General features: G+C 58.3%; 13 protein-coding genes. 3 read left to right on the top strand and 10 right to left on the bottom strand.

The features are described from left to right. Positions 1–396: 396 nt before the first annotated feature. A complete protein-coding gene (locus tag XH87_RS10715) occupies positions 397–582 on the top strand; it encodes a hypothetical protein (RefSeq protein WP_271587244.1) in 186 nt (61 codons plus the stop codon). A gap of 595 nt (positions 583–1177) precedes the next feature. On the opposite strand, the gene XH87_RS10710 is transcribed toward XH87_RS10715, so the two are convergent. The 10 genes from XH87_RS10710 to XH87_RS10665 form a co-directional block, all read right to left on the bottom strand. After that, positions 1178–1699 carry a hypothetical protein gene (locus XH87_RS10710; RefSeq protein WP_271587243.1) on the bottom strand — a complete coding sequence of 174 codons (522 nt, stop codon included), beginning with the start codon at positions 1697–1699 and terminating at the stop codon, positions 1178–1180. A 214-nt stretch (positions 1700–1913) separates the two neighbouring features. Next, positions 1914–2318, bottom strand: a complete 405-nt coding sequence (locus tag XH87_RS10705) for a tetratricopeptide repeat protein (RefSeq protein ID WP_271587242.1) — start codon at positions 2316–2318, stop codon at positions 1914–1916. Between the two features lie 208 nt (positions 2319–2526). Next, positions 2527–4638, bottom strand: a complete 2112-nt coding sequence (gene sctV / locus XH87_RS10700) for a type III secretion system export apparatus subunit SctV (RefSeq protein ID WP_271587241.1) — start codon at positions 4636–4638, stop codon at positions 2527–2529. An 8-nt stretch (positions 4639–4646) separates the two neighbouring features. Beyond that, positions 4647–5072 (bottom strand): histidine kinase, encoded by a 426-nt coding sequence (locus XH87_RS10695; RefSeq protein ID WP_271587240.1) that lies wholly within the window; start codon positions 5070–5072, stop codon positions 4647–4649. A gap of 2 nt (positions 5073–5074) precedes the next feature. Beyond that, complete coding sequence (locus XH87_RS10690) at positions 5075–5611, bottom strand: hypothetical protein (protein ID WP_271587239.1); 537 nt, start codon at positions 5609–5611, stop codon at positions 5075–5077. 32 nt (positions 5612–5643) lie between these two features. After that, entirely contained in the window at positions 5644–6534 is an 891-nt protein-coding gene (locus XH87_RS10685) for a SctD/MshK family protein (RefSeq protein ID WP_271587238.1), read from the bottom strand. Positions 6535–6650: 116 nt separating this feature from the next. Continuing rightward, positions 6651–6881 carry a hypothetical protein gene (locus XH87_RS10680; protein ID WP_271587237.1) on the bottom strand — a complete coding sequence of 77 codons (231 nt, stop codon included), beginning with the start codon at positions 6879–6881 and terminating at the stop codon, positions 6651–6653. A 1249-nt stretch (positions 6882–8130) separates the two neighbouring features. Next, entirely contained in the window at positions 8131–9918 is a 1788-nt protein-coding gene (locus XH87_RS10675; protein ID WP_442868254.1) for an HrpF/NolX family T3SS translocon protein, read from the bottom strand. A gap of 1099 nt (positions 9919–11017) precedes the next feature. Continuing rightward, positions 11018–11887, bottom strand: coding sequence for a hypothetical protein (locus XH87_RS10670; protein ID WP_271587236.1), 870 nt, complete (start codon positions 11885–11887; stop codon positions 11018–11020). Positions 11888–12189: 302 nt separating this feature from the next. Further along, positions 12190–12885, bottom strand: coding sequence for a secretin N-terminal domain-containing protein (locus tag XH87_RS10665; protein ID WP_271587235.1), 696 nt, complete (start codon positions 12883–12885; stop codon positions 12190–12192). A 174-nt stretch (positions 12886–13059) separates the two neighbouring features. Between XH87_RS10665 and XH87_RS10660 the strand changes: the two genes are divergently transcribed. Both XH87_RS10660 and sctJ read left to right on the top strand, forming a co-directional pair. Beyond that, positions 13060–13572, top strand: a complete 513-nt coding sequence (locus XH87_RS10660) for a nodulation protein NolB (protein WP_271587234.1) — start codon at positions 13060–13062, stop codon at positions 13570–13572. An 8-nt stretch (positions 13573–13580) separates the two neighbouring features. Beyond that, positions 13581–14447, top strand: coding sequence for a type III secretion system inner membrane ring lipoprotein SctJ (gene sctJ / locus XH87_RS10655; protein ID WP_271587233.1), 867 nt, complete (start codon positions 13581–13583; stop codon positions 14445–14447). The last annotated feature ends 11 nt before the right edge of the window (positions 14448–14458 follow it).

Below are 14458 nucleotides of genomic sequence, written 5' to 3'. Positions count from 1 at the left end.
CTCCAAGGGATGTTGATCTGCGTCCGAGTAGATCCCAAACCTCGGCTTCGCGGAAAGGTTGACAAGGGCTGGCCTCCGCTTGTCACATCACACTTGGAAGCCAAGCAGCATCACAGGTCACATGATTGATGTGCAAGCCGAGGTGTGCCCTCGCTCCTGTTCTTCATCGATGCGCTTTCCTGGCTGAATTCGTAGACCTCAGCAAACGCGGAGCAGCAGCGCCTTTTAACTGGCATGACCGCGTATGATGGAAGGCCTCCACTTGCGAAAAAGTTCATCGGCTGTCAGGCCGGCAAGAGTCTGCCAACCATTCAAGCCGTTCGCTCGTGCTGCTAACGGATAGAAAACTGTTATGCAGCAAGTTCTCGCCTGGGACAGCAGGGGACGTATCCGCACATGACCGGACTGGCCGTTATGGAAAACGTGCGCCGCTATCGCGCGATAGCGTCTCTGTGCCGGCAGGCTGCCGCATTTCGGCCAAGTCAAGGCAGCTCATTGCTGGCGCAAGCTGTAGAGTGGGAGGAGCGCGCGGTTGCGGAGCTCGAAAGATATTTTAACTGTTCGCCTGCATGTCTTCCTTGATAATACCGGACGATCCACAGATCCACCGTCTAACAATAGGTGAAGTTCAAGAGGATGACCCGGTTGCTCGATCCAACTCTCGCATGAAATCATGGGCAGCGTAGCGGTCGTGTACACCAGCCCGACGATCGAGCGGCCTGGGCTCTCGCCCGACCGCAAGATGGTGATCAGTTCTGCGCAATGCCTCCAGCGCCGTCGATAGTGACCAGGACCAGCGGCCGGCCATGCCAGGGTCGCAGTTGCATCGCTCGCAGCGCGTATCCGTCAGCAAGGACCACTGCCTCACAATCAGAGAAGCGCAATATTCAACCCTCCAGTCGACCGGCGAAGAGCCGCCTCGAGCAGATGTACCAAGCTGAGGTGGCTCGGATCGCGTCCGATAAAGCGTGATGGACTTCGAGGGCGCGCTTGCCAGCCAACGGCTGCGACGTCGCGCACGGAAGTAAAGCGCGGATCCCCTATTTGTACAGCGCAATCCCTCTCGTACGTCCTCAATCAAGGTCGTGCATGTCCAAGAGTATGAGTCGCTGTCGCAGCCATCGCTAAGGTCGATCTGGCCAGTCACTTCGGTCGTCTTCGTGTGGTCCCGTGCGCGCTACATGGTATTCGTCCTCGTGCGAATCCTTCCCGAGGTCCGCCGCACACTGCGGATGCTTGGCGTTGTCGCTACTGCTATCGACTGCGGCAAGATATAAGGGAGGTTTGCCTGCTCGCTGCCATCTTCCGTCTTTGTTCTTCTTCCATTTGTCTTCGTGCTTGGCGGGATCAAGCGATCAAGCACCATCATCGAGCCACTGACCTCAACAAAACCCAACGCTGCTGCGCGAGCCTTCGCTTCAGGATTGAATGAGTGAGAGAGGACGAGCGGTTCATCGCCGTCGAGCCTGAGCTGATATTCCAGCAGGATATCTGTGGGTTGAGCCTTTTGGGACACCGGATGCGAGTACTTCTGCGGATTCGCCGCAATATGCTCTATGTCGTCGCCATAATACTCCGCGAGCTTGTTCTCGAATAAAGACCTTGTGATCTCAACAACCGGCGGCTCGGAAATGAGGGAGTACGGCCGGGTTGCCGTCGACGATCGGCCAGGGGTGGAATTCGAAGGCGCCGAATTCACCCATTGCTCGCCCGCTGTCCCATTTCATCGAGCTCGGACGCGCGTTGGCGCATGGATAGATCAATGATTAGCTGAAACGTGTCAGATCGTTGTTCCCTATAGAGGGCGTCACTTCGGTGGACGCCCTTCCAGATCCCGCGCTCATAGTGATTATCGGCCATGGGCAAGCTGGTGGCTGTGCCTCGAGCATTTGCGATTCGCTCTTCTCGCTAGGCTATCTCGATCGGACCAAGGCGTTCCGGCGGTCAACCACTGCTGGTGGGTTGGCGTTCTCAGTCTGCGTCTTGCCTTCGAGGACGAGCGACAGTTTGAGATTGTTGCGCAACATCGGATTTGCGGGTTCGATCGCGAGACCTTGGCGGTATAGCGCTTGCGCTTCCCGATGGTGGCCCTGTTGATCGAGCACAACGCCCTTGGCATTCAATGCACGCAGGTTGCCGGGGGCTGCCAGCAAGACGCTATCGAGTACCTCAAGAGCCTCATCCGGAGATCTGCGGGCCAACAAGGTCCGCGCAAGAGGAATCGCCGCACCGACGTTGTCCGGTTGTTGCTTCAACGCATCGCGCAGTTGCTGCTCATCAGCATCCCGGCCGAGGGCGTGCGAGATGCGCTCGCGCATGGCGGGATCAACGGCTGCTGCCTCTAATGTGGAGGATTGCCGCGGCGAAACACCAGACATGTCCGTGGTCGCACAACCGGCGAGTGGCACGATAGCGAGCATCGCTAGCAGAGCTGGCCAGGAACCGGGACTAACGAACCGCAAGTACCGCCGGAACCGGATATCATTTGGATTCATAGGGCTACTCACGACGAGCTGCTGCGCAGCCTTAACTCGAGGCGGTTAGGAGCCCGCCCGGGGAAGGCGCCTTGTCCTTGGAAGCTGGAAGCCTGATGGATCCAATCGGTTGGACCGTGAAATCCGAGGCGAGATCCTGATAAGACAGAACGGGCAGGTCGAGCCCGTTGCGGGTGAGAAAGCCGCGTACGAAGCGCCGGACATCCATCGAGCCGAGAATGACGGGCTGGCTTTGGCTCTGTGCGATGGTCGAATGGATCTGACGGAATTGTGAAAGCAGCTTCTCGCTCTGCCAATCGTCCAGAACGAGATATGGTCCGACAGCGGTTTCGCGCACCGAACCGCGCACTATCTCTTCAGTCTCACGCTCAATGATAAAGGCGGCCACAACGCGGTGGGCATTGGCATAGCGAAAGCTGATCTGCCGCTTCAGCGTGGCACGAACATATTCAGTGAGCAGGACGGCGTTTTGCTCGCGTTCACTCCATTCTGCAAGGGCCTCCAGGAGGAGGCGAGTGTTGCGAATGGGTATCCCCTCATCGAGCAGGCGGCGCAGGACCTCTGCGATCCGAGGAATGGTGGCCGTACGAAGCACTTCCTTCACCAGATCGGCGTACTCCTGCTCCATTCGGGCAAGCAGTTGACGGGTCTCTTGAATGCCTACCAGGCGCTGTGCGTAGCGTGTCAATGTGGAATGGAGACGTAAAGCAAGAATTTCGACCGGACGGTGGTGTCCGATCCCGGCGGCTTTGAGCGCAGCTGCATGGCGTTCTTCGATCCATACGCTAGCCGTCTCCGGATCTTGCCTAAATGGGATGCCGCTTAGTTCAATGTTCGCAATATCATCGTTGAGCGCGAGTTGCGTCGGATCGATCACATCCCGTTCAACCGGCACGCTATCGACATCTATCCTGAACTGCGACTTGGACAGGTTCTGGTCAATCTGGGCCGGGATACGCGGAACCGTGATTCCAAGGTCTGCCGACACCGACGTTGAAACGCGCGCGATGCTTTGTTCCAACTCGTCTTTGTCGATTGAATGTGTCAGGTTCGGCGCAAGGAATAACGCAATCGGAAGTGCTTCCGCATGAGCGGCTTGCTTCTGTGCCTGTGCTGGAGCCGGTGCCGACGCGGTGACATTTGCGCCTGTCTTCGCGGCAGGCTTGTCGCCTTTCGCGCCGACCTTGACATAGCTTGCGGCAGCGAAAAGCACGGCCAAGATGACGAACGGGGGCAAGGGGAAGCCAGGAACGAGTCCCATTAACAACAAGACGCAGGCCGCCAGCCGAAGCGCTTGTGTGCTCGCCGTAAGTTGGCTGACAATATCGGCCCCAAGCTTGAGCTTGGAAGGCCCGTTGACCCGTGTGACGATGGTCGCGGCCGTAATCGACAGCAACAGTGCCGGAATCTGTGAAATGAGCGCATCACCTATCGTCAGCAGCGTATAGTGATGCATCGCGGCATCGAGCGACATACCCTTGGAGAGCAGGCCGATGCTGATTCCGCCCAGCATATTGATGCAGATGACGATCAACCCGGCGAGCGCGTCGCCTTTCACGAATTTCATGGCGCCATCCATTGCACCATGAAGTTGGCTTTCTTGCTCAAGTGCCGCGCGCCGGCGACGTGCTTCGTGTTGATCGATATGGTTGTTGCGCAGCTCCGCATCGATTGCCATCTGCTTGCCCGGAAGTGCATCGAGCGTGAAGCGCGCTGACACCTCTGCGACGCGCTCGGCGCCTTTGGCAAGGACCATGAACTGCACCATGGTCACGATCAGGAATATGACGATTCCGACAGCGATATTCCCCGAAATGACGAAGTCGCCAAAGGTGTGGATGATGCTGCCGGCGTCGCCCTCCGCAAGAATCAGGCGCGTTGTTGCGATGGTCAGCGCCAGACGAAAAACCGTCGAAATCAGAATGACGCCCGGCAGCGACGAAAAATCAAGCGGCGTGCTGAGATAGAGGGCAACCATCAGCAGCAATATGGCAAAGCCAAGGTTGAAGCTGATAAGCATGTCAATCACGATGATCGGGATCGGCATGATCATCATGCCGATCGCGAGAAGCAGCATCAGTGCGACCATGATATCCGGATGGGCCGGTGCGCGGGCGACGAGATTTCGTAGGTGCCTGGCCATGCAAAGCCTTATTGTTTGACCGGAGCCAGGCTGCCCCGCAAGGAAACATAGCGCTTGAAGGTGGCCTGCGCCTCGGCCATGCGGCCAGCCTGACGCAGAGCATGGCTGCGCAGCAGCAGCAATGGCAGACGCGACGATGGCTGATCATCAAGCATGTCCAGCCTGTCCAATACCGATAGCGCTTCCTCGCCGAGGCGCTCTGAGATGAGAGCATAGGTGAGGATGCGAAGCAGCTCGACGTCTTGAGAATGTTCGTGAACGACGAGCCGCAAGAGAGCCAGACCGTGTGCGCTCTGCCCGCACGCGAGGTGGACATAGGAAAGCGCGCAGAGCAAATCGCGCTCGGGCCCAGAGATCGGAACTACCCGATCGGTTTCGGAAACATTCGACGACTGGGTAGGTGTGAAGTGCTGCACTTCGTGCGGATCTGGCATTGCTAGCCTTGGATCAAGCTGTTGTGATTCTGCCGGAGCAGGATTAACCGCTGCAGCTCCAGCCGCAGAAGCGCGGCCCCTTCGCCTGCCACCGAGCCCTCTGGCGCGGCTGACAGCGCATCGACCAGACTCTCGAGGAGAAGGCCGTGTTGCTCTGGACGTACAACATGCGAATGACGCAGGCGGGGCGTGACGAAGGAGAGCAGGCTATGCGCGAGATTGGGGCCCTTCAGCCAGGCAAGTGCCGAACTCGTTTCGATCTTACCTGCGTGCTCGGTGGCATCAGTGGGATTGATCCGCGAGATTGGATCGATTGACTTGAGTTCGAGCGCGTTATCGATCGTGCTGGCAGCCAACCGCTCCTGCGCTTCGCGCTGTTGGACAACTGACGTGTGACCCTTGCCGTTTCCATGGACCTTGTCGATGCCGATGCTGCTGGCCTCAGGTGTGGCCGGGGCGATGACAGGTGCATGATGCTCGTTGTTAATTCCCTGAAAGGCGATGCCAGGCTCTACGGACCGCTGCGGCAGCCTAGTCATGAAACGTTCCTTCGTTGGCGCGGGCTAAAACTCTAATAAGACAAAGCCGCAAGCTGGCCATTGCGTGTCAGCAACACACGTCCGTCCTCGATCTCCTTTACGGTCCATCCATTGCTCAAGAGTGCACCCGCGAAGTACTTTTGACCAGCAATGACCAGATAAGGGTCGTTTCCGCGCCAAACTGCCTGGACGGCAATTGCGGGGGGCGCCTTCTCCTCCTTGATGGCGACCGCGCTGACGAGCGTATAAGCACCATTGCTTTGGACATCGAACCGCTGCTGGACTTCCCGCCATTTAGCGAGCGAGGCAGGCGTAATGGTGCCATCGGCGGTCACAACGCCCGGCCCAGAACCGACTTTGATACCGAGTAGGCCCGCTGCGTCAACTTCCCCTTGCAGCCGTTGAGCCGCTGCGTCGGTGGCCGGAACATCAGGGGCCGCGAGCGCGATTTTGGGGCCAATGTCCGTGGCGGGGGACGAGGTGCTCAGCGCTGCGACGCTGTCGAACTGAACAAGTCTCGTTGAAAGGGTGCCAACTGCGGCAGAGCTGATGAGGACCAAGGCGAGCGGGATAATCGGTACATGCCAGCGCCCGGTAGAGCCGCCTTGCTGAGTGCCTTCGATCGAGCAGCGAATAGACATCGCGCCCATATGGATGACGGCAGGAAGAGGGACAACAACGGTCTCATTTGGCGAAATAGGGCCGCGGCCCTCGATCGCGACGTCCGCGGCAAGGGCCTCGATCTCGATCGAGCTGACATGCCAGCTGACGCGAAGATGGTGCGGTTCGAGGCCTTGCTCGATGAAGACCAAATCAGCATCGAGGCTGCTGCCAATCAAGCAGGAGCCGCTCCCCGCTTTGCCGGTCAGCCCGGAATAACACCCCGACAACACTTCGAATAGCGGGGAAGCTGGTTCATTCACGATCGTCTCCTGAATGAAGAACGAGACCGTACGGCAAAGCCGTACGGTCTGTTGCTACTTCATAGATCATGCGGCCGGCAAAAGCGGGAGGATATAATTTCGTCCCGCTTCATCCGTTACTGCACCCGCTCATCGGCCACCTTCTTGACGGTCGAGAGCTCTGTCGAGACGACTCGAAGTTCTACATCCCTTTCAGCAGCCTTCGTGCTGCTGGCAGTCAGGGCGGCGAGCTGCCTGTTGAATGCCGCTTCTCCCGCAGCTTCAGCAGCGGCGGAACCCGCGGCTGCAGTGGCAGTACCAGCTGCGCCACCCGCCGTCGAGGTATGAGAAGCACCAACCTTAGCCATATTGTTTCTCCTGTTTATTTGAAGAATGCCGCGCCTTGCGGCTCCGATTTTCCCGACGCCGCAACATGCGAGGTCAGGAATCCTCCTCTGTCTCGGCCATGGCCTCGTCGAAACGACCCATTGCACTACTTACAAACTGGATAGCGACGGCGCCGAGAGCGACGTTGAACGCTTGCTGCATAGCAGCGGCTTGCGAGTCAGCGTCTGGACCAGACGCGCCGCCATTTACGGGAGCTCCTGCACCATGCGATTGGCCATGATCATCGTGCTCGCCAGGCGCCCGAGATCCCTTTTTGCCGCCGCCGGTCGCGTGGAGGTCAGAATCAAGGTGCCCAGCGGCGCTAGAGCCGGAAATGCGCATCGGGTTCTCCTACTTCAAAACTTCGTTCGTGCGGAGGAGGCAGTCTCCATTACGTCCATTATGGAAGCATTAGCTTTCGACAAGCTGACGAACCCCAGAAATACAATGAGCCGATCTCTTTGATGTTGCCTCTGCACAGGCCGCCTCATATTTCGGCTGTGTTCCGGCGAAAGCTGCAGATCAGAGCGTTGGTACAAGACCTCGCCTATGTGGCACTTGATCAGGCAAGCCGTTGTTCATCAAAGCGGAGCCTTGATAAGCGGAATGTAAGCGCCGGACGGATAAAATGGGCTTAAGCTTTGACGTGGCCCAATCTCGGGGCCCGCCCGGCCGGGAGCCTTCGCAGCTCGTTCGGCAATTTAGTTGCCTCGAACCAGGCAGCGATTTGTCTCGATCCTGCCCGGGCGGGGCTGCAGGTTAAAGTTGCTCATGCGAGTCAGCAACGAAGAGCGATCCTCCATTCCCGCTCGTAGCAGACCCATAAAAATGGACCACTTTCGTGGACAGCGATCAGGAGGCGCTGGAGACAAGGACCTTGAGCGTCACGTCCAATAATGTGCTCTCGATTCGACGACGTAAACCGGTCAGGTTTGCCGCTCCGTCCGGTTCCGTCGCGGGGTGAAGGCATCGACAAGTTCACCGTCCGCGACGGGTGGCGCAATCGGCCCGGCGAAATCTTCGCGGTGGCCCACGCGATGTGAGAACGTCGGTCGGGCGCTCGCGTGCAGCCGACAAATGCGCTGGCTTAGCTAGCGGCAAACACGCTCGTTGGTGTAAGCATCGAATATGCTTGCGCAACCTGCGCGGCGGGGGGCGACCCTACCGCGTGGTGGCCTCGCAAGTTAGCCTTTCGTCCAGCTTTATCCTGTGTCGATACCGCCGCCACGACTAGGCGTAGGCACCTGCAGCTTGCGTGCGCTCGGCTTCAATCCGTGTCTTGAGGTTATTCAGATAATCCTCCGCGTAGGACTGGGCCATCGACACCGGCAGGTTGATGCCGGCCGTCGCCGCTTCTTGAATTGCCTGCTTCACCAAGCCTTCTCGAATCGCTATCTTGATCTCGGGGCCGGCGATGCAGCCCACGGCCTGCGCCGCAAGACTGAGCCCGGCTTCCTCCAGCGCCTTCTTTATGTCGCCGCCGCTGATCGCGGTGTGCAGAAGATTTGCAGCTTGCGCCTCGGCCTCGATCACCATTGAAGCAAGATCGGCCAGTTCGCCCAGCCCTGGAATGAAGCCGAGTACACCAACGGCCGTCGCTGTCCAGTCGAGCACCTTCGAGCCTACCTTAAGCACGTCATTAAGTGCGTGCATGAGGGCGCCACCGTTCTTCTTGGGAGACTTGATGTCGGGCTGGTCTGCCACGCCAATCATCATGTCCGCGGTGGCCTCCTGTTCGGCCGGCGTTTGAGCGGCATGCGTCTTCAATTGCGGTGCGGCGCGGTTCGCACCAGACATGTTGTTGAAGAACTGGTTGAAATCGTTTCTGCTGATGTTTCCGGAATCAACCGTATGGCCGCCGCCGAAGTCGAAAAACTTGTGGTGGGTTTTGTAGCCAGTAATCGCGTTGTTCATCAACCCGAACAGCACAGGATCTGAGAGCAACTGGGAAGCCGCGCTTCGCACCTCGGGGGAAAGGCTCTTGTCGTCCACCATACTCACGAGCTTTTCCCGGGTCAGAACGCCATTTCCAAAGAAAGCGTCCTGGTTCTTGTTGATCGTGTTTAGTGTGCCAAGCTCGGGTCGAGTGAGACTCATCGATGACGAAGCAACTTGCAGGAAGTCCTCTTTGTGGACCCGATCTATTGAGCCGCCGTACAACTGCTTCCATTGATTCGGGTGGTCGATAAAATATTGAGCCGCCGCGAGAACCTGTGGGGGGCATTTGCCAATGTCGGCGTTGCCGTCCACGATGTGCCTGAAATCCGCAAGGCTCAAGTTCTTGGGCAGGTTATCGGAATAGCGGTAGAGTTCGCGCAAGGCATCGGTCAGGGTCATGACCGATGGCTCACCGTTCCCGGTACCGTCGGATGGCATGTAGTTCTGCTCGTAGGTCCGCGCCCGCTGCTCCTGGAACGCGGCAACTTGAGGGTGATGGTCGGAAAAGCCGCAGAGATCGCCCGCTTTGATCCTGCCGCCACAGCGGCCGTCGCCTTGCGAACCGATCGCATAGAAGAGCTCCGGGTCCTGTTGCAGTGCCTCGATCGCCGCCTTTAGATCCGGCGGTGTCGAGGAATCGTCGACCAAATCTCCCAGAGACTTCCAATCAAGCGGGCATTTGTCCTTGTGGCGGTTCAGCACAGAGACAATCTGCAGTTCCGCATTAGTCAGCGTGCCACCGTTCCAGGTGATCCTTGAGCTTTGTACGGGTGCTTCCGCAATGATTGGGCTGCTCGCAGCACCGGACGGCTGTGGGTCATCCTGATATGCATCTAATGCTGCCCTTATCTCTGGTGGCAGGATATTCCGCGCCTCCTGCGTGAGTTCCTCCGTCAGTTGCTTGGTTGATTCTGTGGGGGCCGGCTCCTGCGGTGCTGAATGATCGCTGGTCGTGTCTTTCGACGAGAGGCTGGCCAGCATCGCCTGAAAGCTGGAAAAGTCCTGCGCCGAAGAGGGCGGGGCGGGCATTCCGGAGAAAGCCACAGTTGAGTTGGCGGTTGGCGATAGGTCGACTGACATTACACGTCCTCCGATATAAGAGTGCACCACAAGACGGTCACTGGCGCGGCCCGAGATCGTGACGAACAAGGAGTGTTGATCGGCAGAGTTCAACAGGTCCTACCACTTGCATCCTGTTGCTCAGTGCGCCTTCAGCGCTCAGTTCCGCGACTATCCATGGGAACACCGCCGTCTAGATATTCACGCCGTATGGTAAGACGGACAAGCTTTCGAGAAGCTGACGGCGCTCAGACGATTTCAAGGTGATTGATGAAATAGTCTTGCCAGCAAGGGGCCTGCACGTATTTTAATGCCGGTGCCAGCTTCGTTTGGTTTGCGTTCGCCTGGCGTGGTGCCATGTCAGCGAGTTAAAGCTTTACGTCTGCCTATCCGGAGCATTCGTTGATTTGGTCCAACAATCTCGCAAGAGCTCCGGAACATCTTGAGATGGGCGCTGATTTCGCAGTAGCCACCCCCGCGCCTGCGCCAAAAAAATGCTGGCGCCCGCTGCGCATCCAGCATGGTCGGCTCAGATACCGGTCGTCGACTAGTCCTCGAAAAACTCCATCGTCAGACGCGTTGAGCGGACCCAGGTTGCACTGACAAACATCAAAGCTCGGACGCCCCGGCCTTTGTCCTTCTATTCGTCCTTGGCCGCCGCGCTCTTCGACCCTGCATCGATTCCACGTCGCGGGATCGGTACGAGATAACAGTTGGATCACGCGGTTACGAAGGGCGGACGCAAACTGGCCCCAAGAGCAGGTTTAGCGACTTGTGAGACGAATAAGTCTTCTCCTCGCCATTCGGCCGTGCGAGGCACACCCGCGATGGCGAAAGTTGTTGTCCGGAGGTGCCTGCCTGACATCACACTGCAATTTCTCAGCATGTCGATCTAAGGAATGTGGCGGCTTTGGCGAGTAAAGACCAGTGGTCCTTGGCGGCACGTCCGGGAACTGGACCGCTCGCCGCCATCCAATGATGCCTCGGCACGTGACGGCGCGGCTCCCGGCTTCGGCCAAATCAGATGCTAGTTAGTTAGATTCGTCCGCTTCATGCGGTCCCGTCAGTTCCTGCTCAAAGTTCCTTGGATTGACCGCGCATGTCTGCTTATTTGCAGCCGTTAGCGGATGGGCGAATCTTCCGGGTCTGCAGGTTGGTCTTCCTCCGAGTCCTCAGGCCAAAAGGTCGGGTCTAGCGACGGTGTGAGACGAATGAAGTCCTCTTCTCTCCATTCGGCCGTATGAGGCACCCCGAGAATCGTGAAAACTGTCGGGTGGTCCTTGCTCGGCTTCACTCCGCTGCGCTCCAGCATGTCGATCTGAGCGCCTGTGGCTGTTTGACCAGTGAAGACCCAGTAATCCTTGGCGAGATCTCCGCCCAGCATACGGAACTCGGAAAGCTCCGGAGGTCCAGCTGCGGAAGACCCAGCTTGAGGCGATCCCGCTTGCAATGGCCGGGCATGGGAGGGGCCGGCGTGCGACGGCTCAGCCTGCAAAGGGGCGGTGCGCGACGGTCCAGCATGCGACGGCCCCGCTTGTGATGGCCCAGCGTATGGTGGCTCGGCATGCGACGGGCCGACATCCAGATTCTGCCATATCAAATCTTGATCGAAGAAAGGATGTTCCTCGATCGCCTGAGCGATGGTCTGCTGTGAGAGGTGTTGCGGGGAGTGTTCCGGCGCTGGCTCGGCGTCGACCGAACCGAGCGCATACAGATCATCCTGCCAACCCAAATCGGGCGAATAGGGATGCGCTAAATCCAGGTATGGCGGATAGAGGTGCCCACCACCCAAGTATGGAGAGTAGGAATGGCCAGCGTCCCGGTATGGTGAATAAGCTTCGCCCTGCAGCACTGGAGGGGCGACACCATGCGGCGAAGCGCCAGCCTGTGTACCGCTGAGCTGCCGCTCGAACTCGGTTGTACCTGTAGCCGTCCGCGGTGTGTCGGGCTCCGGGCTCGTATTCGCCGGGGCGACTGCATTGAAATCCACCCTTCCTCCTTTCAACTGATGGAGCGCATCGAGCTGTGCGAAGCCTCAGCTAGCTCAGAAGCACGCGTTCGCTCGCATTGATCTTTAATGCCTCGCGCCACGTTCAAAGATGGCGTTAACCACCTTTCCGTCGAGCATCCAGTACCTGATCCATATATCCGGGGCTACCACGACAAGGCAGCCGTCCCGACCTCGCAGGCTCATGCTTGCGGACCTTAGCTTTCGAGAAGCTGACGATCGGATGGATTTAGGCTGATGCCGATCGACCGACTTCGCTCGGAGCGGTCTCGCATCTTCAAGTATCACTTCTGGTCTGGACCGGCTTCGCGCAAAATGCCCTCCTGGTGCGGCGTATCGGAAGAACCCCCCAACCGCCCGTCCCGAAAGACCGTGCTCGAGGAGCCGCGAAACAACATCAAAACCGACTCACGCTGCGGCTTTTCGGCCGCGACGGGATTGTGCCGGGCCTGCACCTCCGCCACAAGGCCCTTAAGGGTCTGGTCCACCAGCGCAACAAATCGGGGTGGGCCAGAAGCAAGGATGAGGCCCTCTCCCGGAGCCGGTTTCACGATATAGCGCTCATCCGAGATGTTGAGCGCGTCGAGCGCGGACTTGAACGCATCGAAGCTGATCGGGTTCAACACAATCAACCGGCTTTGCGCCTCGTGGGCAGCGGAGATGTAAAGGACCAGCCCGTCGTAATACCACTGAAGATTGTAGAGGGCGGTCAAACGGTCAAGGAATTCTCGTGGCGGCAGGTCCGGCATTCGTCCGCGAATCCGGCCCCGCACCTCGGCGCTGACGTTGACCCTGATATTGAGATTGTTTCCGAACTCCTGTAGCGCCGCAGAAAGATCCTGATCGAGAACGGTGTAGCTATATGGGGCGGACGGCAGTGAAAGGGATGCGCCAAACGAGCGCATCATTCCGAGATAGACGAAAACGCCGACACAAAGAATCTTTTTCAAAATTTGTACGATTGTGGATCGCGCGAGCATTCCCGGACGCCTTTCGCTCATCATGAAGTTGGAATTTCATTCCAGCTTGGAAGCCAAACGTGATCTTTAGATGACGCAGTCAGCCCGATCTTCGTCAGGTTTTCGTCAGCTCGCCAGCTTATGAATTTCGTCGGTTCATCGGTCAAAACGCCTAGGTCCCATCGCACGAGCACAATGACTCATTCCATGTTGTTAGGCGCAACGCCGATCTCTCCCAATTCAGCCGACTGTCTTTCCAATGCCTGCTCGCCGGCAGCTCTTGGCGAGCAGGCGCGCTTTGAGCAGTCCCTGGTGCAAGTAGCTTCCAATCAGGCATCTGCTTCCCCGCTCGCGGATCGGCCCGCAGCGGCTCCGCCGATATTGGAGGTTCAGCGCACGAATGTGCTGGCAAATCCGCCGGGTGACCGAATCCTCCAAACCCTTTCGAGCATGTACCACGGCCGTGCCATTCCTCCGGCGATTGCGCCAGCTACCGTGACTAGCGTGCAGCCTGGACCGGCTACGCAGCCGCTTTTGCAGACGGACAACATCGGTGCACATGCGACTGTTAAACCGGTTGGAGCCGACTTCGATTCGATGATGACGAATCTGCGAGACGTATACAGAGACGTCATTCAGGTTTCCCTCGTCTCCAAGGGCACCAGCGCCGTCAGCTCGTCGCTAAATAAGCTGCTGTCGGCAGGCTGAGTGAGTCGATGACTGGCGTGATGAAAAGGAGTAGCTGCGGCGGCCGTCAATCGTGGCGGCGGTTTCGCATGTGTCTTGCTCTGCCCCTTCTCCTCCCGCTGATCGGCTGTAAGGCTGATCTCTACACCAAAATTCAGGAGCGCGAGGCCAATGAGATGCTCGCGCTTCTCCTTGGCAAGGGCGTTGATGCTGTCCGTGTTGTCGCCAAGGACGGAACCAGCACAATCCAGGTCGAGGAAAAGCAGCTCGCCTATTCGATCGACCTGCTAAATGTTGAGGGGCTGCCGCGCCAATCCTTCAAGAATCTCGGCGAGGTGTTCAAAGGATCGGGCCTCGTTGCCTCGCCGATCGAGGAGCGGGCACGTTACGTTTATGCTCTAAGCGAAGAATTGTCGCGCACGATCAGCGATATAGATGGCGTCCTTTCAGCACGTGTCCACGTCGTTCTGCCGAAGAACGACTTGTTGCGGCAAGATACGACCCCGTCCTCGGCCTCGGTTTTCATTCGCCATGGCTCTAACGCGAAACTCTCGGCCCTGTTGCCGCAGATCAAGATGCTCGTCGCAAACAGCATTGAAGGGCTGTCTTACGACAAGGTCGCGGTCGTCTTCGTGCCGGTCGAGCGCGCTCCGCTCGAGCAGTCGGCCGCGCCGGCAGCCGCTGCGCCTCAGTCAGCCAGAACCGGTTCAATGCCGTTACTTGCGCTTGCTGTGGGAGGCGCCGGAGCGGTATTCGGCATCGTATCTTACGTATTGCTGGGCCCGCGCATGCGTCAGGTTGGACAATCATCGCGCAAGCTGAGCATGTTCGGTAGACGCTCGAGTGTGCCTGCTGAGCAAGCGGCTGGCAAAAAGATGATTGCTGATGCGACATAGTCGGGACGCTC

The sequence above is a fragment of the Bradyrhizobium sp. CCBAU 53415 genome (genome assembly GCF_028128735.1).
Lineage (GTDB): Bacteria > Pseudomonadota > Alphaproteobacteria > Rhizobiales > Xanthobacteraceae > Bradyrhizobium.
This window is presented reverse-complemented; position numbering and strand designations above follow the sequence as displayed.